This window comes from Streptomyces misionensis (genome assembly GCF_900104815.1).
Classification (GTDB): Bacteria; Actinomycetota; Actinomycetes; order Streptomycetales; family Streptomycetaceae; genus Streptomyces; species Streptomyces misionensis.
Genome location: NZ_FNTD01000004.1, coordinates 1,992,400 through 2,009,530, shown reverse-complemented (window position 1 = coordinate 2,009,530; position 17,131 = coordinate 1,992,400). Strand labels below are relative to the sequence as shown.

Sequence of the window (17,131 nt, the reverse complement as noted above, 5' to 3'; positions counted from 1 at the left end):
CCCTCTGGACGTACGGGACACTGCGCCGTAACGTCGGCTGCGCCACCATAACTAGCGCTGCTAGTTTTCAGGTGTCGCCGTGTGCCGCAGTGTGCCTGACTGTCCCGGAGGGTGTTCCATGTCCGCGTCCGCGAAGCTGCCCCCGTTCGACGCCGCCGATCCGCTCGGGATCGACGACCTGCTGGACCCGGAGGACCTGGCGATCAGGGACACCGTCCGCGGCTGGGCGGCCGACCGCGTCCTGCCGTACGTCGCCGACTGGTACGAGAAGGGCGAGCTGCCGCGGATCCGGGAACTCGCCCGGGAACTCGGCGGCCTCGGCGCCCTCGGCATGTCCCTGACCGGGTACGGCTGCGCGGGTGCCACGGCCGTGCAGTACGGTCTCGCCTGCCTGGAGCTGGAGGCGGCCGACTCCGGCATCCGCTCGCTGGTCTCCGTGCAGGGTTCCCTCGCCATGTACGCGATCCACCGCTTCGGCAGCGAGGAGCAGAAGCGCGAGTGGCTGCCGCGGATGGCCGCCGGCGAGGTGATCGGCTGCTTCGGCCTGACCGAGCCGGACCACGGTTCCGACCCCGCCTCCATGCGCACCCACGCCAAGCGCGACGGCGCCGACTGGGTGCTCAACGGCCGCAAGATGTGGATCACCAACGGCTCGGTCGCCGGGGTGGCCGTCGTCTGGGCGGGGACCGAGGAGGGCATCCGCGGCTTCGTCGTACCGACCGACACGCCCGGCTTCTCCGCGCCCGAGATCAAGCACAAGTGGTCCCTGCGTGCCTCCGTCACCAGTGAACTCGTCCTGGACGACGTGCGGTTGCCCGCCTCCGCGGTGCTGCCGGAGGTGGTCGGGCTGCGCGGCCCGCTGAGCTGTCTGTCGCACGCCCGCTACGGCATCGTCTGGGGCGCGATGGGCGCCGCGCGCAGCAGCTTCGAGGCGGCCGTGGAGTACGCGAAGACCCGCGAGCAGTTCGGGCGGCCCATCGGCGGCTTCCAGCTGACCCAGGCCAAGCTGGCCGACATGGCGGTGGAACTGCACAAGGGAATCCTGCTCGCCCACCATCTGGGGCGGCGGATGGACGCCGGCCGCCTGCGGCCCGAGCAGGTCAGCTTCGGCAAGCTGAACAACGTCCGCGAGGCCATCGAGATCTGCCGTACGGCGCGCACGATCCTCGGCGCCAACGGGATCTCGCTCGAATACCCGGTGATGCGGCACGCGACCAACCTCGAGTCGGTGCTCACCTACGAGGGCACCGTCGAGATGCACCAGCTGGTGCTGGGCAAGGCGCTCACCGGGATCGACGCGTTCCGGTGAGCCCCCGGGCGGGGCGGGGCCGGTGAGGGCCCCGCCTCAGCTCTGGTTGAAGAAGCCGTCCGAGCGGTGCGCGGACGCGTCACCGCTGATGATCTCCGTGTCGGCCGGGGTCAGCAGGAACACCCGGTTGGAGACCCGGTCGATGGAGCCGCGCAGGCCGAAGATCAGCCCCGCCGCGAAGTCCACGACCCGCTTGGCGTCGCCGGGCTCCATGCCGGTCAGGTTCACGATGACCGGGACCCCCTCCCGGAACAGCTCGCCGATGGCACGGGCGTCCCGGAAGCTGTCCGGGGTGACCGTGGCGATCCGGCGCCCCTTCTCCTGGGCCGTGTCCGTGGCCACCTGCACCCGAGGGTCGGTCACCCAGGCGTCCCTGGACGCGGTGCCCTCGGAGTAGTCGTCGTCGTAATAGCGCTCGTCATCGTTGTCGTCGACGAGGCCGAGCCACGCACTCGCCTTGCGTACCGATCCCATGGACGCCTCCTCTCACAGCGGTCTCTCGTGCTTCCGCACCTTCCCCTATGGTCATCCATGATGCTGACAGCGCGCCAAGTGGATAGTCGCCGCGCGGGGGGTTTGTGACGGTACTGGTGCACAGCCGATCCGTCGAGACACCTTGTCCCCCAAGGGTTGTGACACGTACGGCTGCTGACTGTGAGTGAAATATGATGGTCGGCGGCGGATGGGTGACACGCGGTGCGTCCGGGTGAGACGGCCGCCAAGGTCAACACTCGGGGGGATCGCGGTGTTCGGAATAGTCAGGCCCTGCGCGCACCGGCTCGGGGAGCGCTTCAAGAACGAGTGGATGGCGCACCTGTGCGGGCTCTGCCTCGCGCTGCGCGGCGACCACGGACAGCTGGCGCGGATCGTCACCAACTACGACGGCCTGCTGATATCGGTGTTGACGGAGGCTCAGCTCGGCCGCGTGGAGGGCGGCCGGCGCACCGCCGGGCCCTGCGCCCTGCGCGGGATGCGGACGGCGTCCGTCGCCCAGGGCGAGGGCGCGCGGCTCGCCGCCGCCGTCTCCCTGGTGCTGGCCGCGGCGAAGGTCCGCGACCACGTCGCCGACCGGGACGGGCTGCTGGCCCGCAGGCCCGTGGCCGCCGCCGCCCGCAAGGTCGCGGCGGGCTGGGGGCGGGCCGGAGCGCACAGCGGGGCGGCCGTCGGCTTCGACACCGGCGTCCTGGTGGCCGCCGTCGACCGGCAGCTCGGCATCGAGACCCTGGCCGGGCCCGGCACCCCGATCCTGACGGTCACCGAGCCCACCGAGACGGCCACCGCCGCCGCCTTCGCCCACACCGCGCACCTGGCCGGCCGGCCCGGCAACGCGGTGCCGCTCGCGGAGGCCGGGCGGCTGTTCGGGCGGCTCGCCCACCTGCTGGACGCGGTGGAGGACCAGGCGGCCGACGCCCGCACCGGCGCCTGGAACCCGCTCACCGCCACCGGCACCTCCCGCGACGAGGCCCGGCGGCTCGCCGACGACGCCGTGCACGGCATCCGACTCGCCCTGCGCGACGCCGAGTTCAGCGACGGGAAGCTGGCCCACCTGCTGCTGGTGCACGAGCTGCCGCGATCGGTCGACCGGGCGTTCGGCACGACGTCCTGCGGCCACGCCGCACCCGAGGCCGCCTTCGGTCCGCCGCCCACGGGCCCCTACGCGCCGGGGAAGCCGGGCCCCCAGGGGAACCCGTACGGAAACCCCCAGGGCCGGCCCCCGGGCGACCCGGACGGCGGGCCGCCGCAGGGCCCGGACAAGCGGGGCTTCTGGCTCGGCTGCGCCGCCGCCCTCGGGCTGTGCTGCACCTGCAAGGCGTGCTGCGCCGACGAGTTCGAGGGCCCCTGGTCGCGCAAGCGGCGCGAGGGCTGCTGCTCCGTCTGCTCGGACGTGGACTGCGGCGACTGCAAGGACTGCTGTGACGTCTGCGAGTGCTGCGGCAACTGCTGCAGCTGCTGCGACGGCGACTGCGGGTGCGACTGCTGACCGGTGCTCAGTTCTTGATCTCCGGCGGGGAGATCCGCGACCGGTCGATCGCCGAGCCGGTCGTGCCCCACTTCTTCAGGATCCTGCCGTAGGTGCCGTCGGCGATCAGCCGGTTCACCGCCGCCTGGAAGGCGGGCGCCAGCTCGGTGCCCTTCTTGAAGGCGAAGCCGACGTCCAGGCGGTGGAACTCGTTGAGGAACTTCAGGCCCGGCTGCCGGGCGACGGCATAGCGCAGGCCGTTGATCGTGGACATCACGATGTCGCTGCGGCCCTGCTGCACCGAGGACCAGATCGCGCTCGACTCGGCGTACGTCTGCACCTGGTACGGCTTTTGGCCCGCGTCGGTGCACAGGTGCTTGTTCTCCTCCAGGGTCGCCTCGAACGTCGTCCCCGCGCCGGTCGCCACGTTCAGCCCGCACAGCTGCCGCAGATCGGTGATCTTCGACAGCTTGCTGTCCTTGCGGGTGGCGAAGCCCTGGCCGTCGTTGATGTAGGTGACGAAGTCGATGGTCCTGCGGCGCTCGTCGGTGACCCCGAAGTTGCTCGCGCCGACGTCGTACTTGCCGCTGTCCAGGGCGGGCAGGATCGCCTCGAAACTCGCCTGGTCCACCGTCAGGTCGATGCCGAGGACCTTCGCGACCGCCTTGGTGAAGTCGACGTCCTGGCCGGTCAGCGTCTTGCCGTCGGACAGATAGGTGGTGCCGGGCGGGGTGCCGCCGACGCTGATCGCGACGGTGAGGCGGGTGGTGCCCGCGGGCAGCAGCCTCGCCGCCGCCGGGTCCTTCTTCTCGGCCGACACCACGTCGGTGGTCGGCACCGCGTCCGACTTGGCCGCCACCCCGGAGGCGTCCGCCCCGCCCGTGGTGGCGGAGCCGGCACCGCAGGCGGTGAGGAACAGGGCGGCCGAGGTGATGGCGGCGAAGGGCATGACATATCGATAAATCGGCGTACGCATCGACTGCGGTCTCCTGAGGCGGAAAAGGGCGTGCGAGAGCGCGAGGGGAGGGGAGGAACGCGTGTGAAGGCGGGCTACCGCGGAGAAGGCGCGTGTGAAGGCGGGCTACCGCGGGAGAAAAGCGTGAGGAAAGCGCAGAGCGTGAAGGACGCCCGCCGGACGCGGGCGCACGCAGGGGGTCAGCTCAACAGGAGGAGGACCACACGCGACCGAAGTCGATGTGGGAGCGGGTGACCAGCCACTGCTGTGGATGCATGGGGCAAGTGGAACAGGCATCCGGTTCCGCGTCAACCGGCTTGAGACGTAGCGCTCACAGTGTGGACGCCCTTGACAGTGCGGGCGACCGCTTGCGTACTCTCGGTGCACGGCCCTGCTGAGGGGCTCGGCCGTATCCGCGCCGCCCGGCGGCGCGCCCCGTGTGAAGGCATCACCCGTTCCGACGTTCGACCATCGCGTCACGGAGCCTTCGCATGTCATCCGACACCCTCGCCCAAGCCCCCGCCGCCCCGGAGATACCCGGGCCCGCGGACGTCCCCCGGATCGTGCCCCAGCGCCGCTACGGCCAGTGGACCGCCGCCGCCGTCGTCCTCGTCCTGCTCGCCCTCGCCGTCACCTCCGTCGTCCGCAACCAGGCGTTCCAGTGGGACGTCGTCGCCGCGTACTTCACCACCGGCTCGGTGCTGCGCGGGCTGTGGCTCACGCTGTGGCTGACCGCCGTGGTGATGGTCCTCGGCTTCGCCCTCGGCACCCTGCTCGCCGCCTTCCGGCTGTCCGCCAACCCCGTGCTGCGCGCGGTCGGCTGGGGCTACGTCTGGCTGTTCCGGTCCATCCCGGTGCTGGTGCAGCTGCTGCTGTGGTTCAACATCGGGGCGCTGTACCCGCAGGTGCTCGGCGTGAAGACGGTCAACCTGCTCAGCCCGGTCGCGGTCGCCGTCATCGGGCTCACCCTGCACGAGGCCGCCTACGCCGCCGAGGTCGTCCGCGGCGGCATCCTCTCCGTCGGCCGGGACCAGATCGAGGCCGCCCAGGCGCTCGGCCTGAGCCGGTGGCGCCGCGGGTGGCGGATCGTGCTGCCCCAGGCGATGCGGTCCATCGTGCCGCCCGCCGGCAACATGCTGATCGGCACCCTCAAGGGCACCTCGATCGTCAGCGTCATCGCGGTCAACGACCTGCTGTTCTCGGCCCAGTTGATCTACCACCGCACCTATCAGGTGATCCCGCTGCTGATGGTCGCCACCCTCTGGTACGCGGTCGTCACCACCCTGCTCGGCATCGGCCAGACCTACGTCGAGAAGCACTACGCCCGCGGCACGGAGCAGGCCCGATGAGGCCCCAGCTGGTGATCGTGGGCGCCGGTCCGCGGGGGACCGGCCTCCTCGAACGCATCGCCGCCAACGCCCCCGAGCTGTACGCCGGTTCGGGCCTCGACATCCATCTGGTGGACCCCCACCCGCCGGGCGGCGGGCGCATCTGGCGGCAGGAGCAGTCGCCGCTGCTGTGGATGAACTCGCACGCCGAGGACGTCACCATGTTCACCGACGACACGGTGCGCATGGACGGCCCGGTGCGCGAGGGCCCCACCCTGCACGAGTGGGCCGCACTGGACGGCCGCACCTTCGCCGACCGCCGGATCCAGGGCCGCTATCTGCGCTGGGTGTACGAGCGGGCCCGGGCCGCGCTGCCCCCGGACATCACCGTCCACCACCACCCCACCCGCGCCCTGCGCGTCGGCGGCCCCCGCGACGGGCGCCAGCAGGTCTGGCTGGCGGGCCGGCCCCGCCCGCTCCAGGCCGATCTGGTGGTCCTCGCCCTCGGCCACCTCGACGCCGAACTCGACCCGGAACAGGCCCGGTTGGCCGCCCACGCCCGCACCCACGGCCTGACGCACCTGCCGCCCGACTTCACCGCCGACACCGACCTGTCCGCGCTGCGGCCCGGCGAACCGGTGCTCGTCCGGGGCTTCGGACTGGCCTTCGTGGACCTCATGGTGCTGCTCACCGAGGGCCGCGGCGGCCGGTACGACGGCGACACCTACCTCCCCTCGGGCCGCGAGCCGGTGCTGTACGTCGGCTCGCGGCGCGGGGTGCCGTACCACTCGAAGATCGGCTACGACTGGACCGGCGACCGGCCCCCGCTGCCCCGCTTCCTCGGCCCCGCCGAGACCGACGCCCTGCTGGCCCGGCCGGACGGCTTCGACTTCCGGCGCGATGTGTGGCCGCTGGTGGAGAAGGAGCTGGGCTTCGCCCACTACCACCGGCTGTTCACCGCGCACCCGGAGCGCACGGCCACCGCCTGGGCCGACTTCGAGAAGGGGTACACGGCCGCCGGCGACCCCGCCGAGCTGGCCGCGCTCGTCGCCACCGCCGTCCCCGACCCGGCCGACCGGCTCGACCTCGCCGCGCTCGACCACCCGCTGGCCGGGGTGCGGTACGCCTCGCCGGAGGAGTTCCAGGACGGCCTGCGCGCCCGTGTCGAGGCGGACCTCAGACGGCGTCACGACCCCGCGCACAGCGCGGACCTGGGCGTCTTCCTCGGGCTGCTGTCCGTCTACGGGCAGCTGGTGCGGCTCGGGGACATCGGGCCCTGGTGGCACGGGTTCTTCAGCTTCCTGGCGTCCGGACCGCCCGGCCCCCGGCTGCGGCAGATGCTCGCACTCTCCCGGGCGGGCCTGCTGCGCTTCCTCGGCGCCGACATGACCGTCACCGCCGAGGACGGGGCGTTCCGGGCGGCCAGTCCCACCGTGCCGGGACACTCCGTCACGGCCCGCGCCCTGGTCGAGGCCCGGCTGCCCGCGCCCACCGTGGGCCGCGCCCGCGACCCCCTGCTGCGCGCCCTGCACGCCGACGGTGCCGCCGAGACCCCCGAGGGGCTGCTCCGGGTCGACCCGCGCGACGGCCGCGTCCTCGACGGCGCCGGGCGCCCGCACCCCCGGCGCTTCGCGCTCGGCCCCTACACCGACGCCCGCACCCCCGGCGCCTTCACCCGGCCGCGCACCGGCGGACCCGCCTTCCGGCAGAACGACGCCACCGCCCGGACGGCACTGTCCTTCCTGCGGGCCCGGGCCGGCCACGCCGCCGCCTGAACGCCCTTCACACACAAAGGAATCGATTCATGACCGTCATGGTCGACATCAGGTCGGTGCACAAGAGCTTCGGCTCGCTCGACGTCCTCAAGGGCATCGACCTCCAGGTCCGCACCGGCGAGGTGACCGTCGTGCTCGGGCCCTCCGGCTCCGGCAAGTCCACGCTGCTGCGCACCATCAACCACCTGGAGAAGGCGGACCGGGGCGAGATCACGGTGGACGGCGCGCCGGTCGGTTACCGGCGCACCGGCGACCGGCTGTACGAGCTGCCCGAGCGCGAGGTGCTGCGCCGGCGCACCAAGATCGGCTTCGTCTTCCAGAACTTCCGGCTCTTCCCCCATCTCACCGTCCTGGACAACGTGGTCGAGGCGCCGGTGTCCGCGCTGAAGCGGCCTCGCGCGCAGGCGGTGGCGCTGGCGCACCGGCTGCTCGCCCGGGTGGGGCTGGCGGACAAGTCCGACGCGTACCCCGCGCAGTTGTCCGGCGGGCAGCAGCAACGCGTCGCCATCGCCCGGGCGCTGGCGCTGGAGCCCCGGCTGCTGCTCTTCGACGAGCCGACCTCGGCGCTCGATCCCGAGCTGGTCGGCGAGGTGCTGGACGTCATCCGCGATCTCGCCGCCCAGGGCACCACGATGATCGTCGTCACCCATGAGATCGCGTTCGCGCGGGAGGTCGCCGACACGGTGGTGTTCATGGCCGACGGGCGGATCGTCGAACAGGGGCCGCCCGAGGCGGTGCTGGCCGCACCGCGCGAGGAGCGCACGCGGGCGTTCCTGGCGAAGGTGCTGTGAGGACGGGACCGGCCGGGCGGACGAGCGGGCGGTACCGGCGGGGGATGCTGCATCTGGCCGCCGCCGTCGAGCCGCCCGAGGGCCCCGGCGCCGGGCCGTACGCGGAGCTGGCACGGCTCGCCGAGCACGGCCGGCTGGACTTCGTGACCCTGGGCGACCCGGCCGGGCGGCCCGGGTCCGAGGCGCTGGACCTGCTGGGCCGGGTGGTGCCGGCGACCCGGCGGATCGGGCTGGTGCCCGCCCTCGCCGAACCCTGGCCGGCGCCGGCCGCCCTGGCCGGAGCGGACTGGATCGGCCGGGGCCGGGCCGGCTGGCGGATCGTGGTGCCGCGGGCCGGGGCCCGGCCGCCCGCCCGCCGGGTCGCCGGGCCGGTGTCCCGGCCCCCGCACGGTCACCCCGTCCGCGTGGTCGACGCGGACACGAAGCAGGGCCGGACGGCCGCCGCCCGGTACGCGGACGTGGCCCTGGTGCCCGCCGAGACCCCGGCGCAGGCCGCCGCCGTCTGCGACGAACTGCGGTCGACGGCGACCGCGTCGGGACGCGATCCGGCCGCGCTGCGGGTCCTGGTGAGCCTGCGCGTCGACCTCGGCGGCGGTGAGCAGGCGGCCGAACCGGGGCACGGCGGAGGCGGGCCCCGGCCCAGCCCGATGGGCCCGCTGTACCGGGGCGGGCCGGTCGACCTCGCGGAGCTGGTCGCCGCCTGGCACACCGAGGGGGCCGCCGACGGCTTCCACCTGGTCCCCGTCGAGCCGCGCCGCGATCTGGAACGCCTGGTCAACGGCACGGTGGCGCTGCTCCAGCACCGCGGCCTGTTCCGCACCTTCTATCCCGGCGCCACCCTGCGCGAGCACCTGGGCCTGGCCCGGGGGGAGAACGCCACCCACCGAACCGGCGGACAGAAGGAGGAGATGGCGTGACCACCGGCGCCGCCGACGACGGGAAGCGGCGGCGCCGGAAGCGGGAGGAGTCGGTCACGGCCCCCTGCGGGCCGCTCGCCCTGACCGCCACCCTTGGCCGGAAGACCATCCGGAGGGGCGACTTCCGGACATTCCGGGGAACCGGGTGGCGGACGGTCAGGGTGTTGTGCCGGCGGCCGCCGGGGCCGACGGGCCGCGGGTGCACCGCCGGCCCTTCCACGGGGAGATCCGGCTGGTCGCCGGTGGTGGCCCGGAGGCCGCCGGGCGCGTCCGGCTCGGCAGGGGCGACGGGTGGTGCTGGTCCGCGAGGGCGTCCGGGGGGTGCGGGTCCGCGACTTCGGAGCCGGGACCCGCCGGGCCTTTCGGGGCTTCGAGGCCACCGCGTACGACCCCGGCCGGGCAGTGCCGGGCAGTGCCGGGCGGCTTCGCGGCGTACGACGCGCGGCGCACCGTACGGGTCGGCGACGCGGACGGCCGCGCCCGTGGGTCCGTCCCCGCCGGGGAACCCTCCTTCGCCCCGGGCGGTGTCGGGCGGACGCTGAGGGCGGCGTGCCGGGGGAGGGGCCGCCGTGGGCGGTCCTCGCCGACGCCACCAGCGAAGACGGCGGCTTCCGGTTCCGCTTCCCGTACGTGGACGCGCCGGGCGGCGAGGGCCGTACGACCGCCGGCTCCCCCCGCGCCCGACTCCCGCCCCGCGCCTGCGCCGAGCACGCACCGTGCCCCTTCCCGCCGCCCGGCGACACGCCGGACGTGGCCGTTCGGGCGGGGGAGCGGACGCCGCTTGGGCGCCGGAACGCCACGGCGCGGCGGCCTTTGGGCAAAGGAGGTCTAAAGTCCGACGGCCGAAAGGCACCCTTGTGCCTACCGGGCGTTCGGCCGAATACTCCCGTTCAGCGGTTGTCAGGGACATGTACATCGCAATCCGGTGGCACCCCTGGCTGCGCCTCACCGGGCCCCGACCCCACGCGGGCCCCCTACTTCCCTTGGAGGGAACGAGAAGTGAGGATCAAGCGCACCACTCCCCGCGGCGGTACGGCGAGACGGACCCGGCTGGTCGCCGTGGCCGCGGGCTTCCTGGCCGCGGCCGCGTTCGCCGCCCCCACCGCGAACGCGAGCGAGGCCCACCCGTTCAGCACCGCACAGCTCACCCAGGCGAGCGACTCGGTGATGAAGGCGGACGTCCCCGGCACCGCCTGGGCCGTCGACCCCGCGACCAACCGTGTCGTCGTCACCGTCGACAGCACGGTCTCCCAGGCCGAGATCGCCAAGATCAAGAAGCAGGCCGGCACCGACGCGGGCGCGCTCACCATCAAGCACACGGCCGGCACGTTCAAGCCGCTGATCAGCGGCGGCGACGCCATCTACGGCGGCCAGTACCGCTGTTCGCTCGGCTTCAACGTGCACAGCGGCAGCACGTACTACTTCCTGACCGCCGGACACTGCGGCCAGGTCGCCTCCACCTGGTACAGCAACTCCGGGCACACCACCACGCTGGGCACCAACGTGGGCTACAGCTTCCCGGGCAATGACTTCGCCCTGGTCAAGTACACCAACTCCTCGATCGCGCACCCGAGCGCGGTCGGCAGCCAGACCATCTCCAGCGCGGCCACCCCGAGTGTGGGCCAGACCGTCTACCGGCGCGGCTCCACCACCGGTACGCACAGCGGCAAGGTCACCGCGCTCAACGCCACCGTCAACTACGGCAGCGACGGCATCGTCTCCGGCCTGATCCAGACCACGGTCTGCGCCGAGGGCGGCGACAGCGGCGGCCCGCTGTACAACGGCTCCACGGCCTACGGTCTGACCTCCGGCGGCAGCGGCGACTGCACCTCCGGCGGCACGACCTTCTTCCAGCCGGTCACCGAGGCCCTGAGCTACTACGGCGTCACGCTTCCCTGACCCCCCGCTCCGGCCACGGTCGTGGCGAGCCCCCGCACACATCCGTGTGTGCGGGGGCTTCTTCGTGCCCGGGGCGTGAAGGAAGGGGAAAGGAACAAGCCATGCGCTCCGGTCACGTTGGGGTGAGTGTTACTCGCTCGTAGTGTTTGCGGCGCGAAATTCCCTGGGCGGTGACGGACGGTCAGGCGGGAACAGGTGTACGCAAGCCGTTGCCACGCGCGTCCGGAAGTCGGTCTTGTGTGTCCCCTGTGGGGTTCGGAAGAGTGGGCGCCCGTCAACCAGCCTTCAGGTCGTCGGGTCCCCACAACCCGCATGGCCATCCCCCACAGGAGGACGTGAGTTGAAGCACCGACGCATACCCCGGCGGCGGCTCGTCATGACCGGCGCGGGCATCGCCGCGCTGGCCGTGGCAGGAGTCACCTTGCAGAATGCGAACGCCAGCGAGCCCGCGAAGTCCGTGGCGCAGCCCCGGCCGCTGTCCGCTCCGGCGGCCGCGAACCTGGCCTCCACGCTGAGTTCGCACCTCGGTGGCGGCGCCGCGGGCAGCTACTACGACGCCAAGGCCAAGAGTCTCGTCGTCAACGTGCTCGACGAGACCGCCGCGAAGACCGTCGAGGCCGCGGGCGCCAAGGCCAGAATCGTCGCCCACTCGCTCGCCGAACTCGACGGCGCCCGCGCGACGCTGAAGAAGGACGCGACCATCCCGGGCACGTCCTGGGCCACCGACCCGGTGTCGAACAAGGTGGTCGTCACGGCCGACAAGTCGGTCACCGGCGCGCGCTGGGCCAAGCTGAGCAAGGTGGTCGAGGGGCTCGGCGGCAAGGTCGAACTGAAGCGCTCCCAAACGGAGTTCAAGCCCTTCATCGCCGGCGGCGACGCCATCAACGGCTCCGGCGGCCGCTGCTCGCTCGGCTTCAACGTGGTCAAGGGCGGGCAGCCGTACTTCCTGACCGCCGGGCACTGCACCGCGTCCATCTCCAGCTGGTCGGACGCCGACGGCAACGAGATCGGGCAGAACGCGGAGTCCCACTTCCCGGGCACCGACTACGGTCTGGTCAAGTACACCTCGGGCGCCGACCACCCGAGTGAGGTCGACCTGTACGACGGCTCGACCCAGAAGATCACCGGTGCGGCCGAGGCCACGGTGGGCATGAAGGTCACGCGCAGCGGGTCCACGACCCATGTGCACGACGGCACGGTCACCGGCCTGAACGCCACCGTGAACTACCAGGAGGGCACGGTCGGCGGGCTGATCCAGACCGACGTCTGCGCCGAGCCCGGCGACAGTGGCGGCTCCCTGTTCTCCGGCAGCGAGGCGATCGGTCTGACCTCCGGCGGCAGCGGTGACTGCACCTCCGGCGGCGAGACCTTCTTCCAGCCGGTCACCGCGGCCCTGACGGCCACGGGCACCGAGATCGGCTGACCGTCACCCGGTTCCCCTCCCGACGCCCCGCCCCGGTCTCCCCGGGGCGGGGCGTCGTCGTCTCCGCCCCCGCTCCTCGCGCCGTCCCGTTCCGGCCACCGCTCACTCCTCGCGATTGATCGCCTACTTGTTCGAATGAAGTCGCTGACCGGCGGCGATGGGGTTACAGTATTCGAACGAGCGTACGATGAACGTATCGGATGGAATGGCTGAAAAGGGGTGGGTGTGAGGGAGGTGCGGCATGGCGGGCTTCGCTCATCTGCATGTCGCGTCCGGTTACTCCGCCCGCTATGGCGCCGCGCACCCGGAGCAGCTGGTGCGCAGGGCGGCTGAGCGGGGGGCGGAGGCGCTCGCGCTCACCGACCGGGACACGGTCACCGGCGTCGTCCGATTCGTACGGGCGTGTGCGAAGGAAGGGGTGCGGCCGGTCCTCGGCGTCGATCTCGCGGTGGAGGGGATCGCCCCGCCGCCGCCCGCCCAGCGCCGGCGCACCCCGGCGCGCGGTGGCGCCCACGTGGTCGAGCCGCCGCTGCGGGTCGTGCTGCTCGCCCGGGACCGGGAGGGGTGGGCGCGGCTGTGCCGCATCACCTCGGCCGCCCATGCCGACGCGCTCGGCGGCACGGCCCCCGTGGTGCCGTGGACCGCGCTGCGGGAGCACGGCGGCCCCGGCCTGATCGTCCTGCTCGGCCCGCTCTCGGAGCCGGTGCGGGCGCTGGCGGTGGGCCGGGAGGACGTCGCGGTGCGGCTGCTGGCGCCCTGGCGGGAGATCTTCGGGCGGGAGGTCCGGCTGGAAGCCGTTGCGCAGAAACGTTCGGGCATCGGTCCGGGGTCCCTGCGGCTCGCCGCCCGCACCCTCGCGCTCGCCGACCGCACCGGCACCACCGCCGTCCTGTCCAACGCCGTCCGCTACGCCGACCCCGGCCAGCACCGCCTCGCCGACGTCCTGGACGCCGCCCGGCTGCTGCGGCCCATCGACCGCCGCCGCCTGGACAGCGGGCAGCGCTGGCTCAAGGGCGAGCGGGAGATGACGGTCCTCGCCCGGATGGTCGCCGAGTGCGCCGGAGCCGACGAGCGGCGGGCCCGCCGGCTGCTCGCGGACACCGCCGCCACGGCCGCCGAGTGCACCCTCGACCCCGGCCCCGACCTGGGCCTGGGCACCCCGCACTTCCCGGAGCCCGCCCTGTTCGGCGCCGAACCCGGAGCCGACGGCGCCGCCCGGCTGCTGCGCCGGCGCAGCGAGGAGGGCCTCGCCCGGCGGGGCCTCGACCGGGACCCGGCGGCGCTCGCCCGCCTCGACGAGGAACTCGCCGTGATCTCCCGGCTGCGTTACGACTCGTACTTCCTCGCCGTCGGCCAGGTCGTCGCCGACATCCGGGCGAAGGGCATCCGGGTCGCGGCCCGCGGCTCGGGCGCCGGTTCCCTGGTCTGCCACGCGCTGGGCATCGCCACCGCCAACCCGCTCGACCACCACCTGCTGTTCGAACGCTTCCTCAGCGTGCGCCGGGCCTCGCTGCCCGACATCGACATCGACGTGGAGTCCGCGCGCCGTCTGGAGTGCTACGACGCGATCTTCGAACGGTTCGGCAAGGAGCGGGTGGCGGTCACCGCCATGCCCGAGACCTACCGCGCCCGCCGGGCCCTGCGGGACACCGGCCTCGCCCTCGGCATCGCGCCCGCGGAGGTGGACCGGATCGCCAAGAGCTTCCCGCACCTGCGCGCCGCCGACATCACCGGCGCCCTCGCCGAACTGCCCGAACTGCGCGCGCTGGCGGCCGAGGCGCCCCGGTTCGGGCCCCTGTGGGAACTGGCCGAGGGGCTCGACTCGCTGGTCCACGGCATGGCCATGCACCCCTGCGGTGTGGTCATCAGCGACGCCACCCTGCTGGACCGGCTGCCGGTGCAGCCCACCCCGCAGGGCGACTACCCCATGGCCATGGCCGCGAAGGAGGAGATCGAGGCGCTCGGCAACATCAAGCTCGACGTCCTGGGCGTGCGGATGCAGTCCGCGATGGCCCATGCCGTCGCCGAGATCGAACGGACCACCGGCGAACGCATCGACCTGGACGATCCCGCGCAGGTGCCGCTCGACGACGTCTTCGCGTTCAAGCTGATCCAGGAGAGCCAGACCCTCGGCCTGTTCCAGCTGGAGTCGCCCGGCCAGCAGGACCTGCTGTCCCGGTTGCAGCCGCGCAACCAGCAGGACGTCATCGCCGACATCAGCCTCTTCCGCCCCGGCCCGGTCGCGGGCGGCATGCCCGAGCGGTACATCGCCGCCCGCCACGGCGGCGCGCCGGCGTACGCCCACCCGGACCTGGAGCCGGTGCTCGCCGACACCTACGGCGTGACCATCTGGCACGAGCAGATCATCGAGACGCTGCGGGTGCTGACCGGGTGCGACCGGGCCTTCGCGGAGATCACCCGGCGGGCGCTCGGCGACAAGGAACGGCTGCCCGAGATCAGGGAGTGGTTCCAGCGACGGGCCCGCGCGCGCGGCTACGACGCGGCCGTGCGGGACGAGGTGTGGAAGACCGTCGAGGCCTTCGGGGCGTACGGCTTCTGCCGGGCGCACGCCGTCGCCTTCGCCGTACCGGCCCTGCAGAGCGCCTGGCTCAAGGCGCACCATCCGGCGTTCCTGCTGGCCGGACTGCTCGAACACGACCCCGGGATGTGGCCCAAGCGGGTCCTGGTCTCCGACGCGCGCCGGCGCGGGGTGCCGGTGCTGCCCGTCGACGTCAACCGTTCCCGGGCGCGGCACACCGTGGAGAAGACCGACGGGGGGCAGTGGGGCGTACGGCTCGCGCTGTCCGCCGTGCACGGGATCGGCGAGCAGGAGTGCGCGCGGATCGAGGAGGGACAGCCGTACGGCTCGCTGTCGGACCTCTGGCAGCGGGCCCGGCCCAGCCGGCCGGTCGCCGAGCGCCTCGCGGAGATCGGCGCGCTGGGCTGTCTGCACGACGGCCGGCTCACCCGCCGCGATCTGCTGCTCCAGATCGCCGAGCTCCACCGGGCCGCCCGCGGCCGGTCCGCGGGCACCGGGCAACTCCCCCTGATCGCGGGCGCGGTCGGCGGGGTGGAGCCGAGCGGGCTGCCGGAGATGACCGGGCGCGAGGCGCTCGGCGCCGAGCTGAACAGCCTCGGCATCGACGTCTCCCGGCACCTGATGGAGCACCACCACCGGCTGCTGCGGGAGATCGGCGCGACCGACGCGGCGCACCTGGCCGGGCTGCGGGCCGGGCAGCGGGTGCTCGTGGCGGGGGTGCGGGCCTCGACCCAGACCCCGCCGATCGCCAGCGGCAGACGGATCATCTTCGTCACCCTGGAGGACGGCTCCGGCCTGGTCGACCTGGCGTTCTTCGAGGACTCCCACCCGGCCTGCGCGTACACCGTCTTCCACAGCGGGCTGCTGCTGGTGCGGGGCACGGTCCAGGTGCGCGGCACCCGCCGTACCGTCGTCGGCACCATGGCCTGGGACCTCGACCGGATCGCCGCCGCCCGCCGGGACCACGGCCCCGAGGCCGCGCTCGCCCTCCTCGGCGAGCACCGCCCGCACCCGACGCCCGCCCAGCCGCGGCGCACCCTGGCCAACGGCACCACCGGCGCCCGGCTGCATCCGTACGCCGATCTGCTGCCCGCCGGCAGCCGGTCGGCCGACCTGAAGAAGTTCGGTTACACCAGTCCGGGGAGCGCGGGATGAGCATCCGTCAGCGGCACATCGCCCATCTTCATCTGCACGCCGCGCTGAGCGAGGAGCAGTACGGCGATGTAATCGAACTGGTGTCTGGTATCACGCCCCATGTGCAGGCCGTGCCGCCCGACGCCGTCCAACTGGACCTGACCTCGGCGCTGCGGTACTTCGACCTGTCGCCCTACGACCTGGTCCAGACGACGATGATGCGGCTGAAGGCCCTCTACGGCATCGACAGCAGCGCCGGGCTCGCGGGCAACCGGATGCTGGCGGCCATGGCGGCCGACGCGTCGGCTCCGGGGGAGACCACCTGGGTGCCCGCCGACCGGGCCGCCGAGTGGCTCCACCCGCGCCCGGTCACCGCGCTGCCCGGGATCGGCCGCACCACGGCGGCGACCCTCGGCCGGTACGGCCTGCACCACATCGGCCAGATCGCCGACCTGCCCCCGGCGACCCTGCAACGCCTCCTCGGCACCGGCCAGGCGCGACTGCTGTCCGAACGTGCCCGTGGTCGCGACCCCCGTCCGGTCACCCCGTCGGAACCGGCAGCGCACTTGGTCGCCGACCTTGTGTTCGACCGGGATTGTCTCGACCCGGCACAACAGCATCGAGCGGTACTGGGGCTTGCCGACCGAGTCGGTCAACGTCTGCGCGGTGAAGCCCAGATCACCAGCCGACTTACCCTGACGGCGCGGTACGCCGACCGTAGTTCCACCACGCGCACCCGCACACTGCCGGAACCCACCAATCACTCACCCGTCCTTGCCACGGCAGCGCTGGGACTGCTGACCGCCCTCGGACTGCAGCGAGCACGGGTTCGTTCCTTCGCGATCCGCGCCGACGACCTGCTGTCGGCCGGCACCGCCCACCGCCAGCTCTCCTTGGATCCCGGCGACGACCGTGCCCGCGCCGCTGAAGCCGCCGCGGACCGGGCTCGCCGCCGCTTCGGTTCAGGAGCTGTGCATCCCGCCGCCCTGGCTGGTGATCGCCAGGGCCGGAACCCAGCCCGGAGGTGAGCCGGCTGTCGTGAGTTCGAAGGGATATTGCCGATCTCGGCGAGCATGCTCAGCGGGGCCCGGCCCACTGGGT

12 protein-coding genes and 1 pseudogene are annotated in these 17,131 nt (G+C 73.1%); 11 read left to right on the top strand and 2 right to left on the bottom strand.

Annotation, left to right across the window (positions count from 1 at the left end; translation table 11 throughout):
- Nucleotides 1-118 precede the first annotated feature (118 nt).
- A complete protein-coding gene (locus BLW85_RS10680; protein WP_070027983.1) occupies nt 119-1,309 on the top strand; it encodes an acyl-CoA dehydrogenase family protein in 1,191 nt (396 codons plus the stop codon).
- Nucleotides 1,310-1,345: 36 nt separating this feature from the next.
- Here the strand turns inward: BLW85_RS10680 and BLW85_RS10675 are convergent, their stop codons facing one another.
- On the bottom strand, nt 1,346-1,783 hold the full coding sequence (locus BLW85_RS10675) for a cell division protein SepF (RefSeq protein ID WP_070027982.1): 438 nt from the start codon (nt 1,781-1,783) through the stop codon (nt 1,346-1,348).
- 271 nt (nt 1,784-2,054) lie between these two features.
- Here BLW85_RS10675 and BLW85_RS10670 point away from each other — a divergent pair, with 271 nt between their 5' ends.
- Nucleotides 2,055-3,290, top strand: a complete 1,236-nt coding sequence (locus BLW85_RS10670; RefSeq protein WP_074991920.1) for a DUF5685 family protein — start codon at nt 2,055-2,057, stop codon at nt 3,288-3,290.
- Between the two features lie 7 nt (nt 3,291-3,297).
- On the opposite strand, the gene BLW85_RS10665 is transcribed toward BLW85_RS10670, so the two are convergent.
- Entirely contained in the window at nt 3,298-4,218 is a 921-nt protein-coding gene (locus tag BLW85_RS10665; RefSeq protein ID WP_070027979.1) for an ABC transporter substrate-binding protein, read from the bottom strand.
- Nucleotides 4,219-4,715: 497 nt separating this feature from the next.
- Here BLW85_RS10665 and BLW85_RS10660 point away from each other — a divergent pair, with 497 nt between their 5' ends.
- The 9 genes and pseudogenes from BLW85_RS10660 to BLW85_RS10620 all read left to right on the top strand — a co-directional run bounded on the left by BLW85_RS10660 (nt 4,716) and on the right by BLW85_RS10620 (nt 17,058).
- Nucleotides 4,716-5,573 carry an amino acid ABC transporter permease gene (locus tag BLW85_RS10660; RefSeq protein WP_074991919.1) on the top strand — a complete coding sequence of 286 codons (858 nt, stop codon included), beginning with the start codon at nt 4,716-4,718 and terminating at the stop codon, nt 5,571-5,573.
- Complete coding sequence (locus BLW85_RS10655; protein ID WP_074991918.1) at nt 5,570-7,327, top strand: FAD/NAD(P)-binding protein; 1,758 nt, start codon at nt 5,570-5,572, stop codon at nt 7,325-7,327. Before BLW85_RS10660 ends, BLW85_RS10655 begins: the two co-directional genes overlap by 4 nt.
- A gap of 29 nt (nt 7,328-7,356) precedes the next feature.
- Complete coding sequence (locus BLW85_RS10650; RefSeq protein WP_070027975.1) at nt 7,357-8,118, top strand: amino acid ABC transporter ATP-binding protein; 762 nt, start codon at nt 7,357-7,359, stop codon at nt 8,116-8,118.
- Between the two features lie 44 nt (nt 8,119-8,162).
- Nucleotides 8,163-9,035, top strand: coding sequence for an LLM class oxidoreductase (locus BLW85_RS10645; RefSeq protein WP_074991917.1), 873 nt, complete (start codon nt 8,163-8,165; stop codon nt 9,033-9,035).
- A 291-nt stretch (nt 9,036-9,326) separates the two neighbouring features.
- Nucleotides 9,327-9,749 (top strand): annotated as a pseudogene (locus BLW85_RS40880) (DUF1684 domain-containing protein); the annotation flags it as partial.
- 285 nt (nt 9,750-10,034) lie between these two features.
- Complete coding sequence (locus tag BLW85_RS40105) at nt 10,035-10,934, top strand: S1 family peptidase (protein ID WP_070027970.1); 900 nt, start codon at nt 10,035-10,037, stop codon at nt 10,932-10,934.
- A 340-nt stretch (nt 10,935-11,274) separates the two neighbouring features.
- Nucleotides 11,275-12,357, top strand: coding sequence for a S1 family peptidase (locus tag BLW85_RS10630; RefSeq protein ID WP_074991916.1), 1,083 nt, complete (start codon nt 11,275-11,277; stop codon nt 12,355-12,357).
- A 241-nt stretch (nt 12,358-12,598) separates the two neighbouring features.
- The gene (locus BLW85_RS10625; protein ID WP_074991915.1) at nt 12,599-16,051 is read left to right on the top strand and encodes a DNA polymerase III subunit alpha; all 3,453 of its coding nucleotides are present in this window, start codon (nt 12,599-12,601) and stop codon (nt 16,049-16,051) included.
- On the top strand, nt 16,048-17,058 hold the full coding sequence (locus BLW85_RS10620) for a DNA polymerase Y family protein (protein WP_074991914.1): 1,011 nt from the start codon (nt 16,048-16,050) through the stop codon (nt 17,056-17,058). The genes BLW85_RS10625 and BLW85_RS10620 overlap by 4 nt, the downstream gene beginning before the upstream one ends.
- Nucleotides 17,059-17,131: the final 73 nt, after the last annotated feature.